This window comes from Enterobacter sp. PL_is379, assembly GCF_055817355.1.
This window is the reverse complement of the sequence record NZ_JBVPGT010000029.1, coordinates 64,437-80,015: the sequence shown is the minus strand read 5'-3', so window position 1 is coordinate 80,015 and position 15,579 is coordinate 64,437. Positions and strand designations below refer to the sequence as shown.

The window sequence follows — 15,579 nt, the reverse complement described above, 5'->3', positions numbered from 1 at the left end:
AATCTGTTAATGACAACCGGGCATTATGGAAAATAAAAGCATTCCCCAAGCCACGTCGCCCCTGGCCGCGTGGCTTTCTTATCTGGAAAACCTGCACAGTAAAACCATCGATATGGGGCTTGAGCGCGTAAGCCAGGTCGCCGCGCGTCTTGATGTGCTCAAACCGGCACCTTTCGTGTTCACCGTCGCGGGGACCAACGGTAAAGGCACGACCTGCCGCACGCTGGAATCTGTCCTGATGGCCGCGGGTTACAAAGTTGGCGTGTACAGCTCGCCACACCTGGTCCGCTATACCGAGCGCGTTCGTGTGCAGAACCGCGAACTGCCGGAATCGGCGCATACGGCGTCGTTCGCGGAAATTGAAGCCGCACGAGGTGAGATCTCATTAACCTATTTTGAATACGGCACCCTGTCGGCGCTGTGGCTGTTCAAACAGGCGCAGTTGGATGTGGTGATTCTTGAGGTTGGCCTCGGCGGACGTCTTGATGCGACCAATATGGTGGATGCGGACGTGGCGGTGGTCACCAGCATCGCGCTGGACCATATCGACTGGCTGGGACCGGATCGTGAAAGCATTGGCCGCGAGAAGGCCGGTATTTTCCGCGCAAATAAGCCCGCGGTGGTTGGCGAGCCGGATATGCCGCATACCATTGCTGACGTGGCGAACGAGAAGGGCGCGCGTCTGCTGCGCCGCGACGTTGACTGGCAGTACGAGGTCCAGGATAACGGCTGGCGCTTTAGCGACGCGCAGGGCGCGCTCGACAACCTGCCGCCGCCGCAGGTACCGCAGCCGAACGCGGCAACCGCGCTGGCGGCACTGCGCGCCAGTGGCCTCACGGTCAGCGAGCAGGCGATCCGCGACGGCATTAAGAATGCGCTGTTGCCCGGGCGTTTCCAGATCGTCAGCGAATCACCGCGCCTGATTCTGGACGTGGCGCATAACCCCCATGCGGCGGCGTATCTCGCGGGACGTCTCAATTCGTTACCAAAAACCGGGCGCGTGCTGGCGGTTATCGGTATGCTTCATGATAAAGATATCGGCGGGACGCTGGCCTGCATGGAGAGTGTGGTCGATAGCTGGTATTGTGCTCCTCTGGAGGGGCCGCGCGGCGCGACGGCTGAGCAACTGATGGAACATCTCGGCAAAGGCGCAATCTACAGTAGCGTGGCTCAGGCCTGGCATGCCGCGATGGCGGATGCTAAACCAGAAGATACCGTGCTGGTGTGTGGGTCATTCCACACGGTGGCACATGTCATGGAAGTGATGGACGCGGGGAGAACCGGTGGCGAGTAAGTTTCAGAACCGTTTAACAGGAACCATTGTGCTGGTCGCGCTCGGGGTGATTATTCTCCCGGGTCTGCTCGACGGGCAGAAAAAGCATTATCAGGATGAGTTTGCCGCTATTCCGCTGGTGCCGAAGCCGGGTGACCGCGATGAGCCGGATATGCTGCCTGCGGCGACGCAGGCGCTGCCTGCTCAGCCGCCGGAAGGGGCGGCGGAAGAGGTGCGTGCAGGCGATGCCGCCGCACCATCGCTCGATCCGTCTCGCCTGGCGGCAGCGAGCAACAGCGATATCGATCCGGTGCCGGTCGAGCAGCCTAAACCGGTTGAAAAACCGAAGCCGGTTGAGAAGCCGCAGCCGCAGCCGAAACCGCAGCGGGATAAAGCCGCAGAACAGCTAGCCGCGGCGTCAGAGACACCTCCGCCAGCAAAACCGGCGCAGCAGGATGCCGCTGCCCCAACGGGTAAAGCCTACGTGGTGCAGCTTGGTGCGCTGAAAAACGCCGATAAGGTCAACGAGGTCGTGAGCAAACTGCGCAGTGCGGGATATCGTGTTTACACTTCACCTTCCACGCCGGTGCAGGGTAAAATTACCCGTATCCTCGTGGGGCCAGAAGCGTCCAAAGATAAGCTTAAAGGTTCGCTCGGTGAGCTGAAGCAGATCTCCGGCCTGAGCGGTGTGGTGATGGGCTACAGCGCGAACTGATAAGATCTTACCCATTCCCGGAATGGTTTGCTCCCTCTCCCTTGAGGGAGAGGGTTGGGGTGAGGGGGGAGCAGACGTCCACAGAGACGTCAAATGGACCGTGGCGTTGAACATTTTTTCAGCGCCTTTTTTATTTACGCGCGGGAAGGAAATCCCTACGCAAACGTTTTCTTTTTCTGTTAGAATTCGCCCCGAACTGGATGACAGGGCGTTAAATCGTGGGACACATATGGTCTGGATTGATTACGCCATCATTGCGGTGATTGGTTTTTCCTGTCTGGTTAGCCTGATCCGTGGCTTTGTTCGTGAAGCGTTATCGCTGGTGACATGGGGTTGTGCTTTCTTTGTTGCCAGTCATTACTACACTTACCTGTCTGTCTGGTTCACGGGCTTTGAAGATGAACTGGTCCGAAATGGAATCGCTATCGCGGTGCTGTTTATCGCAACGCTGATTGTCGGCGCTATCGTGAATTACGTGATAGGTCAGCTGGTCGAGAAAACCGGTCTGTCAGGAACGGACAGGGTGCTCGGGATCTGTTTCGGGGCATTACGAGGCGTGCTGATTGTGGCCGCGATCCTGTTCTTCCTGGATACCTTCACCGGGTTCTCCAAAAGCGAAGACTGGCAAAAATCGCAGCTCATTCCAGAGTTCAGCTTCATCATCAGATGGTTCTTTGACTATCTGCAAAGCTCGTCGAGTTTTTTGCCCAGGGCATAAACCCTGAGATGTGGCTTAACGAGGAAAAGACGAATGTGCGGTATTGTCGGTATCGCCGGTTTCATGCCGGTAAACCAGTCGATTTATGACGCGTTAACGGTGCTTCAGCACCGTGGGCAGGATGCTGCGGGTATCATCACCATTGATGCAAACAACTGCTTCCGTTTACGCAAGGCGAATGGCCTGGTAAACGATGTGTTTGAAGCCCGCCATATGCAGCGTCTGCAAGGTAATATGGGGATCGGTCACGTTCGTTATCCTACTGCTGGCAGTTCCAGCGCCTCTGAGGCACAGCCTTTCTACGTCAACTCACCGTATGGCATTACCCTTGCTCATAACGGCAACCTGACCAACGCGCATGAGCTGCGTAAAAAGCTGTTCGAAGAGAAACGTCGCCACATTAACACCACCTCTGATTCTGAAATCCTGCTCAATGTGTTCGCCAGCGAGCTGGATAACTTCCGTCACTATCCGCTGGAAGCAGACAACATTTTTGCCGCGATTGCCGCGACAAACCGTCAGATCCGCGGCGCGTACGCCTGCGTTGCGATGATCATCGGTCACGGTATGGTCGCCTTCCGCGATCCTAACGGCATTCGTCCGCTGGTGCTCGGTAAGCGCGACCTCGGCGATGGCCGTACTGAATATATGGTTGCCTCTGAGAGCGTGGCGCTGGATACCCTGGGCTTCGAATTCCTGCGCGACGTTGCGCCGGGCGAAGCGGTCTACATCACCGAGAAGGGCCAGCTGTTTACCCGCCAGTGTGCCGACAACCCGGTCAGCAACCCGTGCCTGTTTGAATACGTTTACTTTGCCCGTCCGGATTCCTTCATCGACAAGATTTCCGTCTACAGCGCGCGCGTCAACATGGGCACCAAGCTGGGCGAGAAGATTGCCCGCGAGTGGGACGATCTCGACATTGACGTGGTGATTCCTATCCCGGAGACCTCCTGCGATATCGCGCTGGAGATCGCCCGCATTCTGGACAAGCCATACCGTCAGGGCTTCGTGAAGAACCGCTACGTTGGCCGCACCTTTATCATGCCGGGTCAGCACCTGCGTCGTAAGTCCGTGCGCCGCAAGCTGAACGCCAACCGCGCGGAATTCCGCGACAAGAACGTTCTGCTGGTGGATGACTCCATCGTTCGCGGCACCACCTCTGAGCAGATTATCGAGATGGCGCGCGAAGCGGGTGCGAAGAAAGTCTATCTGGCCTCTGCTGCGCCGGAGATTCGCTTCCCGAACGTGTACGGCATCGATATGCCAACCGCCAACGAGCTGATCGCTCACGGCCGTGAAGTGGATGAAATTCGCCAGATCATCGGTGCCGACGGCCTGATTTTCCAGGATCTGAACGATCTCATCGACGCGGTGCGTGCCGAGAACCCGGAAATTCAGCAGTTTGAATGCTCCGTGTTCAACGGTATTTACGTGACCAAAGACGTTGACCAGCAGTACCTCGACTATCTTGATTCGCTGCGCAACGACGATGCGAAAGCCGTCCAGATGCAGAACGATCTCGAAAGTTTAGAGATGCACAACGAAGGTTGATGCTCCGGCAGGTGAGGGCGAATGTCCTCACTTGCAACTCCCCGCAAAATCCTGCACAGTCTGCCCTGAAATCAGTAAGGGCGAAAATCATGAAACGACTCATTGTTGGGCTCAGCGGCGCCAGCGGCGCGATTTACGGCGTACGTCTGTTACAGGTTCTGCGTAACGTGGCGGAAGTCGAGACCCATCTGGTGATGAGCCAGGCGGCGCGTCAGACCCTCTCTCTGGAAACCGATCTCTCCCTGCGCGATGTTCAGGCACTGGCGGACGTGGTTCACGATGCCCGTGATATCGCCGCCAGCATCTCCTCAGGCTCGTTTAAAACGGCTGGCATGGTTATCCTGCCCTGTTCCATTAAAACGCTCTCCGGCATTGTGAACAGCTATACCGACACCCTGGTAACGCGCGCGGCGGATGTGGTGCTGAAGGAGCGTCGTCCTCTGGTGCTCTGCGTGCGGGAAACGCCGCTGCACCTCGGGCATCTGCGCTTAATGACGCAGGCTGCGGAGCTGGGAGCCATCATCATGCCGCCGGTACCGGCATTTTATCATCGCCCGACCTCGCTGGATGACGTGATTAATCAGACCGTTAACCGCGTGCTGGATCAGTTTGACATCGACCTGCCTGACGATCTCTTCACCCGCTGGCAGGGGGCCTGATTCTGTGCACAAACAGAGTGCATGAAAAGACAAGTTGCCCTGTTTCAGGGCAATTATGCAACGGCGATCATATCCTCGACATTTAATTCGTTTTTTCCCTTTTTCTCTCTCCGGTTCGTTCGGCAGACCTGCTATCTTTCACCATTAAGGCAGTATCGCAACGTTTTATTAACATATTTAACGTCGAAGTTTTGACCAGACGGCAATGTGGCATAAGACCTGCAAGATGAAGCCTGCAACACAACACACAACACAATACATAATAAAATCACGGTACTTGAGGGTAAATGTATGAAGAAGACGGTTCTGGCTCTGTCTTTGCTCGTGGGGTTAAGTGCGGCAGCAGGTAGCTACGCAGCGCTTCCACAGACGGTTCGTATCGGTACAGACGCAACCTACGCGCCATTCTCTTCCAAGGATGCGAAAGGCGATTTCGTGGGGTTTGATATCGATCTGGGAAATGAAATGTGCAAGCGCATTGCGGTGAAATGCACATGGGTGGGCAGCGACTTTGACGCGTTAATCCCGTCGCTGAAAGCCAAGAAAATCGACGCCATTATCTCTTCTCTCTCCATCACCGAAAAACGCCAGCAGGAGATTGCCTTCTCTGACAAGCTCTACGCCGCGGATTCTCGCCTGATTGCGCCGAAAGGCTCCCCGATTAAGCCAACCATCGACTCGCTGAAAGGCAAGCATGTTGGCGTGCTTCAGGGATCGACCCAGGAAGGTTATGCCAATGCCACCTGGCGTGAGAAGGGTGTCGACGTGGTGGCTTACCAGAACCAGGATCTGATCTACTCTGACCTGGCGGCAGGCCGTCTGGATGCGGCATTCCAGGATGAAGTCGCCGCGAGTGAAGGCTTCCTGAAACAGCCTGCGGGGAAAGACTACGCGTTTGCGGGCCCGTCGGTGAAAGACAAAAAATACTTTGGTGACGGCACCGGTATTGGCCTGCGTAAGGATGATACCGAGCTGAAAGCCGCCTTCGACAAAGCCTTTGCAGAGCTGCGTAAAGACGGTACTTACGACAAACTGGCGAAGAAATACTTCGACTTCAACGTATACGGTGAATAATACCTGACGCTAACGCACCGGAAAGGTGCGTTACGGGAACGGTTGACCCAATACGGTGCGCTCGTTGCACCGTATTGGATCGCTTTGTGCATACTTACGCATTTATAATGCAAAAATTCCCGCCTGAAGGGCATTAGTCTTTGCCTGTCAGAGGGAATTAATGGCACATTAGCACCACCCCGTCGTCGTAAAAATCCCGTATGAAGACAGTTTGTTGAGGACAAATATGAAAAAACTCGTGTTGTCACTATCTCTGGTGCTGGCCTTTTCCAGCGCTACCGCGGCATTCGCAGCCATTCCGCAGAAAATTCGGATCGGTACCGATCCCACCTATGCGCCGTTCGAATCGAAGAATTCAAAGGGTGAACTGGTTGGTTTTGACATCGATCTGGCCAATGAGCTGTGCAAACGCATCAAAGCACAGTGTACCTACGTTGAGAACCCGCTGGATGCGCTGATCCCGTCCCTGAAAGCGAAAAAAATCGACGTGATCATGTCCTCGCTCTCCATCACTGAAAAACGCCAGCAGGAGATTGCCTTCACAGACAAACTTTACGCGGCCGATTCTCGTCTGGTGGTGGCTAAATCGTCTGACGTTCAGCCAACGCTGGAGTCCCTGAAAGGTAAACGTGTCGGCGTGCTGCAGGGCACTACCCAGGAAACCTACGGTAACGAACACTGGGCGCCGAAGGGGATTGAAATCGTCTCCTATCAGGGCCAGGAAAATATCTACGCTGACCTGACGGCAGGCCGAATTGATGCGGCATTCCAGGATGAAGTCGCGGCAAGCGAAGGCTTCCTGAAAACGCCGGTCGGTAAAGATTACAAGTTTGGCGGCCCGTCCATTAAGGACGTGAAGCTGTTTGGTGTGGGCACCGGTATGGGCCTGCGCAAAGAAGACAACGAGCTGCGTGAGGCGCTGAACAAAGCGTTTGCTGAAATGCGCGCTGACGGCACCTACGACAAGCTGGCGAAAAAGTACTTTGATTTTAATGTTTACGGCGGCTAATCGCCCCGTCAAATAACGTGCGGCCCCTCCCTCTGTGGGAGGGGGAAAGACACGGTTCCACCACTCACGATACGACAGGGCTCGCGGTATGCTGTACGGATTTTCTGGCGTTATTTTACATGGCGCGCTTGTCACCCTTGAGCTGGCTATCAGCTCCGTGGTGCTGGCGGTGCTGATAGGTCTGGCAGGCGCAGGGGCGAAGCTTTCGGCTAACAAACCGCTGGCGCTAATTTTTGAAGGCTACACCACGCTTATTCGCGGCGTTCCCGATCTGGTGCTGATGCTGCTTATCTTTTACGGTCTGCAGATTGCGCTGAACAGCGTGACGGACGCGATGGGCATGGGACAAATTGATATCGACCCGATGGTGGCCGGTATTATTACCCTCGGTTTTATCTACGGTGCCTACTTCACCGAAACCTTCCGCGGTGCTTACATGGCCGTGCCGAAGGGGCACATTGAGGCGGCAACCGCATTTGGTTTTACCTCTTCACAAACGTTTCGTCGGATTATGTTCCCGGCCATGATGCGTTACGCGCTGCCGGGCATCGGCAACAACTGGCAGGTTATCCTCAAAGCGACAGCGCTGGTCTCGCTGCTCGGTCTGGAAGACGTCGTGAAGGCGACTCAGCTGGCGGGCAAGAGCACCTGGGAGCCGTTTTACTTTGCGGTGGTCTGCGGCGTGATTTATCTGGTCTTTACGACCGTCTCCAATGGTGTGCTGCTTCTGCTCGAGCGTCGCTACTCCGTGGGTGTGAAGAGGGCTGACCTGTGATTGAGATCATTCAGGAATACTGGAAATCGCTGCTGTGGACAGATGGCTACCGCTTTACCGGAGTGGCGATTACGCTCTGGCTGCTGATCTCCTCCGTGGTGATGGGCGGCATTCTGGCGGTGTTTCTTGCCATTGGCCGCGTGTCGAACAATAAATTTATCCAGTTCCCGATCTGGCTGTTTACCTACGTGTTTCGCGGTACGCCGCTGTACGTACAGCTGCTGGTGTTCTATTCGGGGATGTATACGCTTGAGATCGTAAAAGGCACTGAGATGCTGAATGCGTTCTTCCGCAGCGGTCTGAACTGTACGGTGCTGGCGTTGACGCTCAACACCTGCGCCTATACCACCGAGATTTTCGCGGGAGCCATTCGTTCGGTTCCGTACGGTGAAATTGAGGCGGCGCGTGCATACGGCTTTTCCTCAGTGAAACTTTATCGCTGCATTATTCTGCCGTCGGCACTGCGTATCGCGTTACCGGCGTACAGTAACGAAGTGATTTTGATGCTGCACTCCACCGCGCTTGCCTTTACCGCGACGGTGCCGGATCTGCTCAAAATCGCGCGCGATATTAACTCCGCGACCTATCAGCCGTTTACCGCGTTTGGCATTGCGGCGGTGCTCTATTTAATTATCTCTTATGTTTTGATTAGCCTGTTCCGTAAGGCTGAAAAACGCTGGTTGCAGCATATAAAACCTTCTTCGACGCACTGAGAAAGATGATGGCTGAGAACAAATTAAACGTTATTGATTTGCACAAACGCTACGGCGAACATGAAGTGCTGAAAGGGGTGTCGCTGCAGGCTAACGCGGGCGACGTGATCAGTATCATCGGCTCATCCGGCTCGGGTAAAAGTACCTTCCTGCGCTGCATTAACTTCCTCGAAAAGCCGAGCGAAGGCTCGATCGTGGTGAGCGGGCAGAACATCAACCTGGTGCGTGACAAAGACGGTCAGCTGAAGGTGGCGGATAAACACCAGCTGCGCCTGCTGCGTACGCGCCTGACGATGGTGTTCCAGCACTTCAACCTCTGGAGCCACATGACGGTGCTGGAGAACGTGATGGAAGCGCCGGTTCAGGTACTGGGGCTGAGCAAGCAGGAAGCCCGCGAGCGTGCGGTGAAATATCTGGCAAAAGTGGGCATCGACGAGCGCCAGCAGATGAAATACCCGGTGCATCTCTCCGGCGGTCAGCAGCAGCGTGTCTCCATCGCGCGCGCGCTGGCGATGGAACCCGAGGTGCTGCTGTTCGACGAACCGACCTCCGCGCTCGACCCGGAACTCGTTGGCGAAGTGCTGCGCATCATGCAGAAGCTGGCCGAAGAGGGCAAAACGATGGTGGTGGTGACGCACGAGATGGGGTTCGCCCGTAACGTCTCGAACCACGTGATTTTCCTGCACCAGGGGAAAATTGAAGAGCAGGGGCATCCGGACGAGGTGCTGGCGAACCCGCAAAGCCCACGTTTGCAGCAGTTCCTGAAAGGCTCCCTGAAGTAAGAGGGCATCAGACCGCAGTGCAGGCCAATCGCCCGGTGGCGCTTCGCTTACCGGGCCTACTAATTCCGTTGTCGGCCGGCATATTCCAGCCGGTACACCCAGTCGTCATAGCGCACGCCGTCAATCTCATACGCCTTTTCCAGCACCTGGATGCGCACAAACCCGGCTTTCTCCAGCACCCGCACCGACCCGCCGTTGTCCGCCAGCACGTACGCGTTAATCGCCTTCACGCCGGTCTGGTTGAACGCATAATCACACACCGCGCGCAGCGCCTCGCTGGCGATACCTTTCCCTTGCGCGGCAGGCACAACCGTATAGCCGATATCCGCCTCTTCACGATTCTCAGCGCTGATTTGCAGGCCGATATCGCCCAGCGGCGTATCATCATCCCGGGCGCGAATGACAAACACATGAGCAGCAGCGAGTCGCGCGGCAAACACGCGTCGGGTCTCTTTTTCCGGGGCGATGGCGGCCATATAGCGCATGATGGCGCGATCTTCACGCAGCGAGCGGAAGAAGGCCCAGTCAGTGGGTTCGAAAGGGGTGAGGTGAAGTCGGGGTGTGATGATGGTTGCCATTGTGACGCCATATCTTCGGAAAATGGCCTGTCACTGTACCATATTCACCGCACCACATCCCCCAGCGCCTCTTCTAATTCATACCAGCGGAACGCAAACCCGGCCGCTTCCAGTCGTTTTGGCAGCGCTCTCTGTCCGCCTAATACCAGAACAGACGCTTCACCCATCAGCAGACGAATGACCGTGGCAGGCACGCGCAAAATTGCCGGACGGTGCAGGGCATGCCCCAGCGCGTGAGCAAACTGTTCATTACGCACCGGATATGGTGCAACCATATTGAACGGCCCGCGCAGATCGTTATCCAGCAGCCAGAGAATCCCGTTGACCATATCGTCGATATGGATCCAGGCCATATACTGACGGCCATTACCAATGGGGCCCCCGAGTCCGAGCCTGAAAGGGGGAAGCATCTTCGCCAGGATGCCGCCTTTCGGCGCCAGAACGACACCGGTCCGCAGCAGGCAGACGCGGGTTCGATCGCTTTGCGCCGCACTGGCGATACGCTCCCACTGGGCACAGAGTTTGTGGGTAAACTCGTTATGGGGTGGTTCTTCCTCGGTCACCACCACCTCGCCGAGATCGCCGTAATAGCCCACCGCTGAACCCGAAATCAGCACTGAAGGTGGGGTGTGGCTATTACGGATCAGCTCGACGAGCTTTTCGGTGATGTTCCACCGGCTGCTGCATAACAGCTGTTTTTGCTCTTCCGTCCAGCGCTTATCGGCGATGGGTTCACCCGCGAGGTTAATGACGGCGTCGAAACCGTCCAGATTTTGCTGATCGGCCAGATTTTTCCAGATATCGACACCCGCCCCCAGCACCTGACGCGCTTTCTCCGGGCTGCGCGTGACTACGGTGATGTCGTGATGCAAGGCCTGCAGACGCGCAATGAGGTGACGACCAATCAGGCCTGTCCCGCCGGTCAGCAAAATCTTCATACAACCTCCAGGTTTACGCCTGGCGCCGCCAGCTTAACGTCATGGAGACGGAATCGGCGTAGCGCAGGGCGTGAAGTTTATCGATCTCAACTTCAGCATAAGTGACCCAGTGATGTTCGCGTGCGATATCGAGCACATCCTGAGTTAATTTTTCCAGCAGAGAGAAGCGGTTATTCTCCACAAACTGGATAATGTTCTTGGTGATTGTGCGGTAGTTCAGCGCGTCATTGATATCTTCGCTGGCGCGCGCTTTGTCTGCGGGATAGTGAATCACCACGTTAATGACAATATCCTGACGGTTGGCGATCTCTTCCTCTTTGATACCGATAAAGGTACGCAGGCGTAAATTTTTTATACGAATAATGGCGTCTGGCTGTGACATTGCAGGTCTTCTCCGTGTCAGTATTTCCTGCCCATAATACATGAGTGCCTCACAGGCACCCAGCCTCATACCGGGTTAAATTTGCTGGATTTTTTGCATCGCCCGCTCGGTCGCCGGGCGGGTCCGGATGCGCTCGAACCAGTTGTTTACCGCTGGGTAAGAGGCCAGGTCAATTCGGTGTTTTTCATGCGTATTCACCCATGGCCAGCAGGCGATATCGGCAATGCTGTAATGATCCCCCCCGAGCCACGGCGTTTTCTTCAGCCGACGGTTCAGAACGTCATAGAGCCGCTGCGTCTCGACCTGATAGCGTTCTATCGCATAGGGAATGGGTTGCGGGGCGTAAGCGGTAAAGTGATGGTTTTGACCCAGCATGGGCCCCAGTCCGCTCGCCTGCCAGAAGAGCCACTGCAGGGTATGGTGACGCTCACGCAGCTCGCCGCTCAGCAGCTTGCCGGTTTTCTCTGCCAGATAGAGCAAAATTTCACCGGATTCAAACAGGCTCAACGGTCTGCCCCCGTCCGCCGGATGGTTATCAATAATGGCCGGGATTTTATTATTCGGCGAGATAGCCAGAAAGAGAGGGCTGAACTGTTCGCCCTTGCTGATATCCACGCGAATGATCCTGTAATCCAGCTCGGCTTCTTCAAGAAAGAGGGTGATCTTATGGCCGTTTGGGGTAGGGGCGTAATAAAGGTCGATCATTCTCAACTCCTGTCCATGCGAAGAGTGGTGCCATGACAAATGAGTATAGGTGGTTGTTGTAAATCGTGAGTTTTCATCAAGTGACAGCGAGGCAAAGAGATTATATGTTGAGTAAAAACCGATCAGCCTATGAGGATGTTATGAACCAGCCCGTCATCACGTTGTGGTCCGATGCGAATTTCTTTTCTCCCTATGTTATGAGCGTATACGTTGCGCTGGCCGAAAAAGGGCTCACGTTTACGCTGAAGACCGTTGATCTCGACGGCGGTGAACATCTTAAACCGCAGTGGCAGGGTTACGATCTGACCCGACGCGTGCCGGTGCTGGAGATTGACGGTTTTGCCCTGAGCGAATCCTCGGCGATTGATGAATATCTGGAAGATCGGTTTGCGCCGCCTGAGTGGGAGCGCATCTATCCTCACGATCTGCAAAAGCGCGCCCGGGCGCGACAGATCCAGGCGTGGTTGCGAAGCGATCTGGTACCGATTCGCGTCGAACGCTCGACGGACGTCGTGTTTGCCGGGGTGAAAAAACCAGCTCTCAGCGCAGAAGGTGCAGAAAGCGCGCAAAAACTCATTGAAACCGCCACCTCTCTCCTCGCACACGGCAACCCGAACCTGTTCGGCGAGTGGTGCATTGCTGATGCCGATCTGGCGTTGATGCTAAACCGCCTGATCCTCAATGGCGATGAGGTGCCGCAGCTGCTGGTGGATTATGCCGCGTTTCAGTGGCAGCGCGCCTCCGTGCAGCGCTATGTGGCACTCTCGGCTAAGCGTGCGGGCTGATAAGCCCTGACGCTTCAGGTATGATGGGGGCAGTCTGTTTTCCCGAGGAGTGACTGATGAAACTGATGTTTGCGTCGGATATCCATGGATCGCTGCCCGCTACCGAGCGTGTCCTCTCCCTGTTTGCACAAAGCGGCGCGCAGTGGCTGATTATTCTGGGCGACGTGCTCAATCACGGCCCGCGCAACGCGCTGCCGGAAGGCTACGCCCCTGCGCAGGTCGCGGAAAAGCTCAACCCGTATGCCTCGCGCATCATCGCCGTTCGCGGCAACTGCGACAGCGAAGTGGACCAGATGCTGCTGCATTTTCCCCTTACTGCGCCGTGGCAGCAGGTGCTGCTGGAACAAAGCCGACTGTTCCTGACCCATGGGCATCTTTTTAGCCCGGATAATCTTCCGGCGCTCGCGGCTGGCGATGTCCTGGTTTACGGTCATACTCATATTCCGGTTGCTGAAAAGCGCGGTGAGATTTATCACTTCAACCCGGGTTCGGTCAGTATCCCGAAAGGTGGCTATTCTGCGAGCTATGGCATGCTGGATGGAAATACCCTGAGTGTTATCACACTTAATGATCAGCAAGTTATTGCGCAAGTAGCGATTAATCCGTAAGTTACACCTCAACTGCAAACGCGCCGAAAGAGCGCTTAGAAGAGAAGGTTTCCCGATGGTGGAGCAGAGTCATTTGGCAAGTACAGAGTGGGTTGACATTGTCAGCGAAGAGAATGAAGTGATCGCGCAGGCCAGCCGCGAACAAATGCGTGCGGAGCGTCTGCGCCATCGCGCAACGTACATCGTTGTGCATGACGGGATGGGCAAAATTCTGGTCCAGCGCCGTACGGATACCAAAGATTTTCTCCCGGGTATGCTGGATGCCACTGCAGGAGGTGTTGTCCAGGCAGATGAAGTGCTGCTGGATTCCGCACGTCGTGAAGCAGAAGAAGAGTTAGGCATTGCCGGTGTGCCGTTTGCCGAGCACGGTCAGTTCTATTTTGAAGACGAAAACTGCCGCGTCTGGGGCGGGCTGTTTAGCTGCGTTTCTCACGGCCCGTTTGCCCTGCAGGAAGAAGAAGTGAGTGAGGTCAACTGGATGACGCCGGAAGAGATCACCGCGCGCTGCGACGAGTTCACGCCGGATTCGTTAAAAGCGCTGGCGCTCTGGATGAGCCGCAACGCCAATAACGAATCGACAAAATCAGAGAAAGAGGAAGAGGCTGAGTAAGCTTCAGCAACTCTCTCTCAGACACAGACTGGACGCGATGGGTTTTTGATCGCGCCAGTCTCCGCCATTCAGGCGCTCCAGTAACGCTTTCCCGGCTTCGATTCCAATCTTACGATGCGGCACCGCCATGGTCGTTAGCGGCGGCTGGCAGACGCGGCTCACGTCGCTATCGCCAAAGCCTACTACCGCCAGATCGTCCGGCACTTTGATTCGCCTGCGCTGGCACTCGTACAGCGCGCCGCACGCCAGCTCGTCAGAGACGCACACCAGCGCATCCAGCTCCGGCCAGGCCAGCAGGAACTCGGGCAACTGTGCTGCACCGGTCGAGAAGCTCGGCGGCATCGCCGCGTTAATGACCCGGTTCGGCGACATATGGTGGCGAAGCATGGCTTTGTACCAGCCCTGCAGATGCTGCTGGAAAATCCACTGTTCCTGGTTGGCGCACAGCAGGCCTATGTTTTGGTAGCCGCGCTTAATCACCATTTCCGTGAGTTCATACATGGCCGCCACGTTATCAATCCCGATATTCATATCAATCGGATCGGCGCGCATGGCACCCATCTCCATCACCGGGATAGAGGCATTTTTCAGCCAGTGGCGAACGGTGTCGGTATGTTCAACGCTGAGCAGGATAGCGGCGGCGATGTTCGACGCCAGCAGCGTCTCCAGCAACTTCTCCTCCTGCTCAAGACGATGCTGGGATTCAGCCAGCATGATCTGATACCCGGCAGGCTGTAGCACCTGCTGTAGCCCTGCGAACATCTCCGAGCAGCCGGCTTCGGAGAGATTAGGCACCACCATGGCTATCGTCCATGACGACGCCGAGGCCAGCGCGCTGGCGGCAAGATTAGGCATATAACCCAGCTCCTGCACGGCAGCTTCAATTTTTTCACGTAGTTTATCGGAAACCTGTTCGGGCGTGCGGAGTGCACGGGACACGGTCATCGTGCCCACACCGGCAAGCTGTGCGACATCGGCGAGTGTCACTTTACCAGTACTGCGCCGTTTTCGGGTTAGAGACATACACCTTCCTGCTGACCAGACGCGTTCTTCTTTTCCTTCGTTTCACGTGACAGGCAGTATACGCCTTAAATCCCTTTTTTTGCTGTGATTTAGCACCGTGATTGCGATTTGATAGCGCTATCACATTTCTGCATGATAACGATTGGTAGCGCTATCTTTGTGATCGCGATCGCAGTCAATCACTGATGCGTTGAATAAAGTTTGCTCATCTTAAGCGTGTCGCGGGAGTGAAAAGTGCTCAAAAAATGGATATATGATACAACCATCACGCTGCAGGAGAGCGTGGAAGGCTGGCCGCAGGCGCTGGAGCTGTGCGCGAAGCCGCTGCTGGATTTGCAGGTGATTGAGCCTGAATACGTCACCGCCATCATCCAGCAGCACCACACGTTAGGACCCTATTATGTGCTGGCACCAGGGCTGGCGATGCCGCATACGCGGCCGGAGGAAGGCGCCAAAGGACTGGGGTTGTCGTTATTAAAACTAAAACAGGGCGTCTCGTTTGGTGCCGGTGAGTTTGACCCTGTCAACGTCATTATTATGCTCGCGGCACCCGACAAAAATAGCCATATCGAGATGATCTCGTCGCTGGCAGAGTTATTTTCCAGCGATACCGATATGGACGAACTGCATCAGGTGAATACCCTGGAGGAAATTAAAACAATTATTAACCGCTTCTGATTT

19 protein-coding genes are annotated in these 15,579 nt (G+C 55.7%); 14 read left to right on the top strand and 5 right to left on the bottom strand.

Annotation, left to right across the window (positions count from 1 at the left end; translation table 11 throughout):
* Positions 1-25: 25 nt before the first annotated feature.
* The 10 genes from folC (at position 26) to hisP (ending at position 9,269) form a co-directional block, all read left to right on the top strand.
* Complete coding sequence (gene folC, locus AC0TOY_RS12900; protein ID WP_473721922.1) at positions 26-1,294, top strand: bifunctional tetrahydrofolate synthase/dihydrofolate synthase; 1,269 nt, start codon at positions 26-28, stop codon at positions 1,292-1,294.
* A complete protein-coding gene (gene dedD, locus AC0TOY_RS12895; protein ID WP_024908946.1) occupies positions 1,284-1,988 on the top strand; it encodes a cell division protein DedD in 705 nt (234 codons plus the stop codon). Before folC ends, dedD begins: the two co-directional genes overlap by 11 nt.
* Positions 1,989-2,217: 229 nt before the next feature.
* The gene (cvpA, locus tag AC0TOY_RS12890) at positions 2,218-2,706 is read left to right on the top strand and encodes a colicin V production protein (RefSeq protein WP_000262116.1); all 489 of its coding nucleotides are present in this window, start codon (positions 2,218-2,220) and stop codon (positions 2,704-2,706) included.
* Between the two features lie 33 nt (positions 2,707-2,739).
* Complete coding sequence (gene purF / locus AC0TOY_RS12885; RefSeq protein WP_024908947.1) at positions 2,740-4,257, top strand: amidophosphoribosyltransferase; 1,518 nt, start codon at positions 2,740-2,742, stop codon at positions 4,255-4,257.
* A gap of 89 nt (positions 4,258-4,346) precedes the next feature.
* Positions 4,347-4,916, top strand: a complete 570-nt coding sequence (locus AC0TOY_RS12880; RefSeq protein WP_024908948.1) for a UbiX family flavin prenyltransferase — start codon at positions 4,347-4,349, stop codon at positions 4,914-4,916.
* A 291-nt stretch (positions 4,917-5,207) separates the two neighbouring features.
* The gene (argT, locus tag AC0TOY_RS12875) at positions 5,208-5,990 is read left to right on the top strand and encodes a lysine/arginine/ornithine ABC transporter substrate-binding protein ArgT (RefSeq protein ID WP_023312560.1); all 783 of its coding nucleotides are present in this window, start codon (positions 5,208-5,210) and stop codon (positions 5,988-5,990) included.
* A 226-nt stretch (positions 5,991-6,216) separates the two neighbouring features.
* Entirely contained in the window at positions 6,217-6,999 is a 783-nt protein-coding gene (hisJ, locus tag AC0TOY_RS12870; protein ID WP_024908950.1) for a histidine ABC transporter substrate-binding protein HisJ, read from the top strand.
* An 88-nt stretch (positions 7,000-7,087) separates the two neighbouring features.
* The gene (locus AC0TOY_RS12865) at positions 7,088-7,774 is read left to right on the top strand and encodes a histidine ABC transporter permease HisQ (protein WP_024908951.1); all 687 of its coding nucleotides are present in this window, start codon (positions 7,088-7,090) and stop codon (positions 7,772-7,774) included.
* Entirely contained in the window at positions 7,771-8,487 is a 717-nt protein-coding gene (locus AC0TOY_RS12860) for an ABC transporter permease (RefSeq protein ID WP_008502590.1), read from the top strand. The genes AC0TOY_RS12865 and AC0TOY_RS12860 overlap by 4 nt, the downstream gene beginning before the upstream one ends.
* Before the next feature lie 8 nt (positions 8,488-8,495).
* The gene (gene hisP, locus AC0TOY_RS12855; RefSeq protein WP_010433274.1) at positions 8,496-9,269 is read left to right on the top strand and encodes a histidine ABC transporter ATP-binding protein HisP; all 774 of its coding nucleotides are present in this window, start codon (positions 8,496-8,498) and stop codon (positions 9,267-9,269) included.
* A 59-nt stretch (positions 9,270-9,328) separates the two neighbouring features.
* On the opposite strand, the gene AC0TOY_RS12850 is transcribed toward hisP, so the two are convergent.
* From AC0TOY_RS12850 to yfcG, 4 genes are all read right to left on the bottom strand, one after another.
* The gene (locus AC0TOY_RS12850; protein WP_473721921.1) at positions 9,329-9,847 is read right to left on the bottom strand and encodes a GNAT family N-acetyltransferase; all 519 of its coding nucleotides are present in this window, start codon (positions 9,845-9,847) and stop codon (positions 9,329-9,331) included.
* Positions 9,848-9,891: 44 nt separating this feature from the next.
* A complete protein-coding gene (locus AC0TOY_RS12845; RefSeq protein WP_045908733.1) occupies positions 9,892-10,785 on the bottom strand; it encodes a TIGR01777 family oxidoreductase in 894 nt (297 codons plus the stop codon).
* Between the two features lie 13 nt (positions 10,786-10,798).
* Positions 10,799-11,167, bottom strand: a complete 369-nt coding sequence (gene folX / locus AC0TOY_RS12840) for a dihydroneopterin triphosphate 2'-epimerase (RefSeq protein WP_023616057.1) — start codon at positions 11,165-11,167, stop codon at positions 10,799-10,801.
* Positions 11,168-11,242: 75 nt separating this feature from the next.
* Positions 11,243-11,872, bottom strand: coding sequence for a GSH-dependent disulfide bond oxidoreductase (gene yfcG, locus AC0TOY_RS12835; RefSeq protein WP_024908954.1), 630 nt, complete (start codon positions 11,870-11,872; stop codon positions 11,243-11,245).
* 140 nt (positions 11,873-12,012) lie between these two features.
* On the opposite strand from yfcG, the gene yfcF reads away from it, so the two are divergent.
* The 3 genes from yfcF to yfcD are packed head-to-tail and all read left to right on the top strand — an operon-like array spanning position 12,013 to position 13,875.
* Entirely contained in the window at positions 12,013-12,657 is a 645-nt protein-coding gene (gene yfcF / locus AC0TOY_RS12830) for a glutathione transferase (protein ID WP_032646620.1), read from the top strand.
* A 56-nt stretch (positions 12,658-12,713) separates the two neighbouring features.
* Positions 12,714-13,265 (top strand): phosphodiesterase, encoded by a 552-nt coding sequence (yfcE, locus tag AC0TOY_RS12825; protein WP_473721920.1) that lies wholly within the window; start codon positions 12,714-12,716, stop codon positions 13,263-13,265.
* A gap of 55 nt (positions 13,266-13,320) precedes the next feature.
* Positions 13,321-13,875, top strand: a complete 555-nt coding sequence (gene yfcD, locus AC0TOY_RS12820; RefSeq protein WP_473721919.1) for an NUDIX hydrolase YfcD — start codon at positions 13,321-13,323, stop codon at positions 13,873-13,875.
* Between the two features lie 3 nt (positions 13,876-13,878).
* On the opposite strand, the gene AC0TOY_RS12815 is transcribed toward yfcD, so the two are convergent.
* On the bottom strand, positions 13,879-14,898 hold the full coding sequence (locus AC0TOY_RS12815; protein ID WP_024908958.1) for a LacI family DNA-binding transcriptional regulator: 1,020 nt from the start codon (positions 14,896-14,898) through the stop codon (positions 13,879-13,881).
* Between the two features lie 234 nt (positions 14,899-15,132).
* On the opposite strand from AC0TOY_RS12815, the gene AC0TOY_RS12810 reads away from it, so the two are divergent.
* Entirely contained in the window at positions 15,133-15,576 is a 444-nt protein-coding gene (locus tag AC0TOY_RS12810) for a PTS sugar transporter subunit IIA (RefSeq protein WP_473721918.1), read from the top strand.
* Positions 15,577-15,579: the final 3 nt, after the last annotated feature.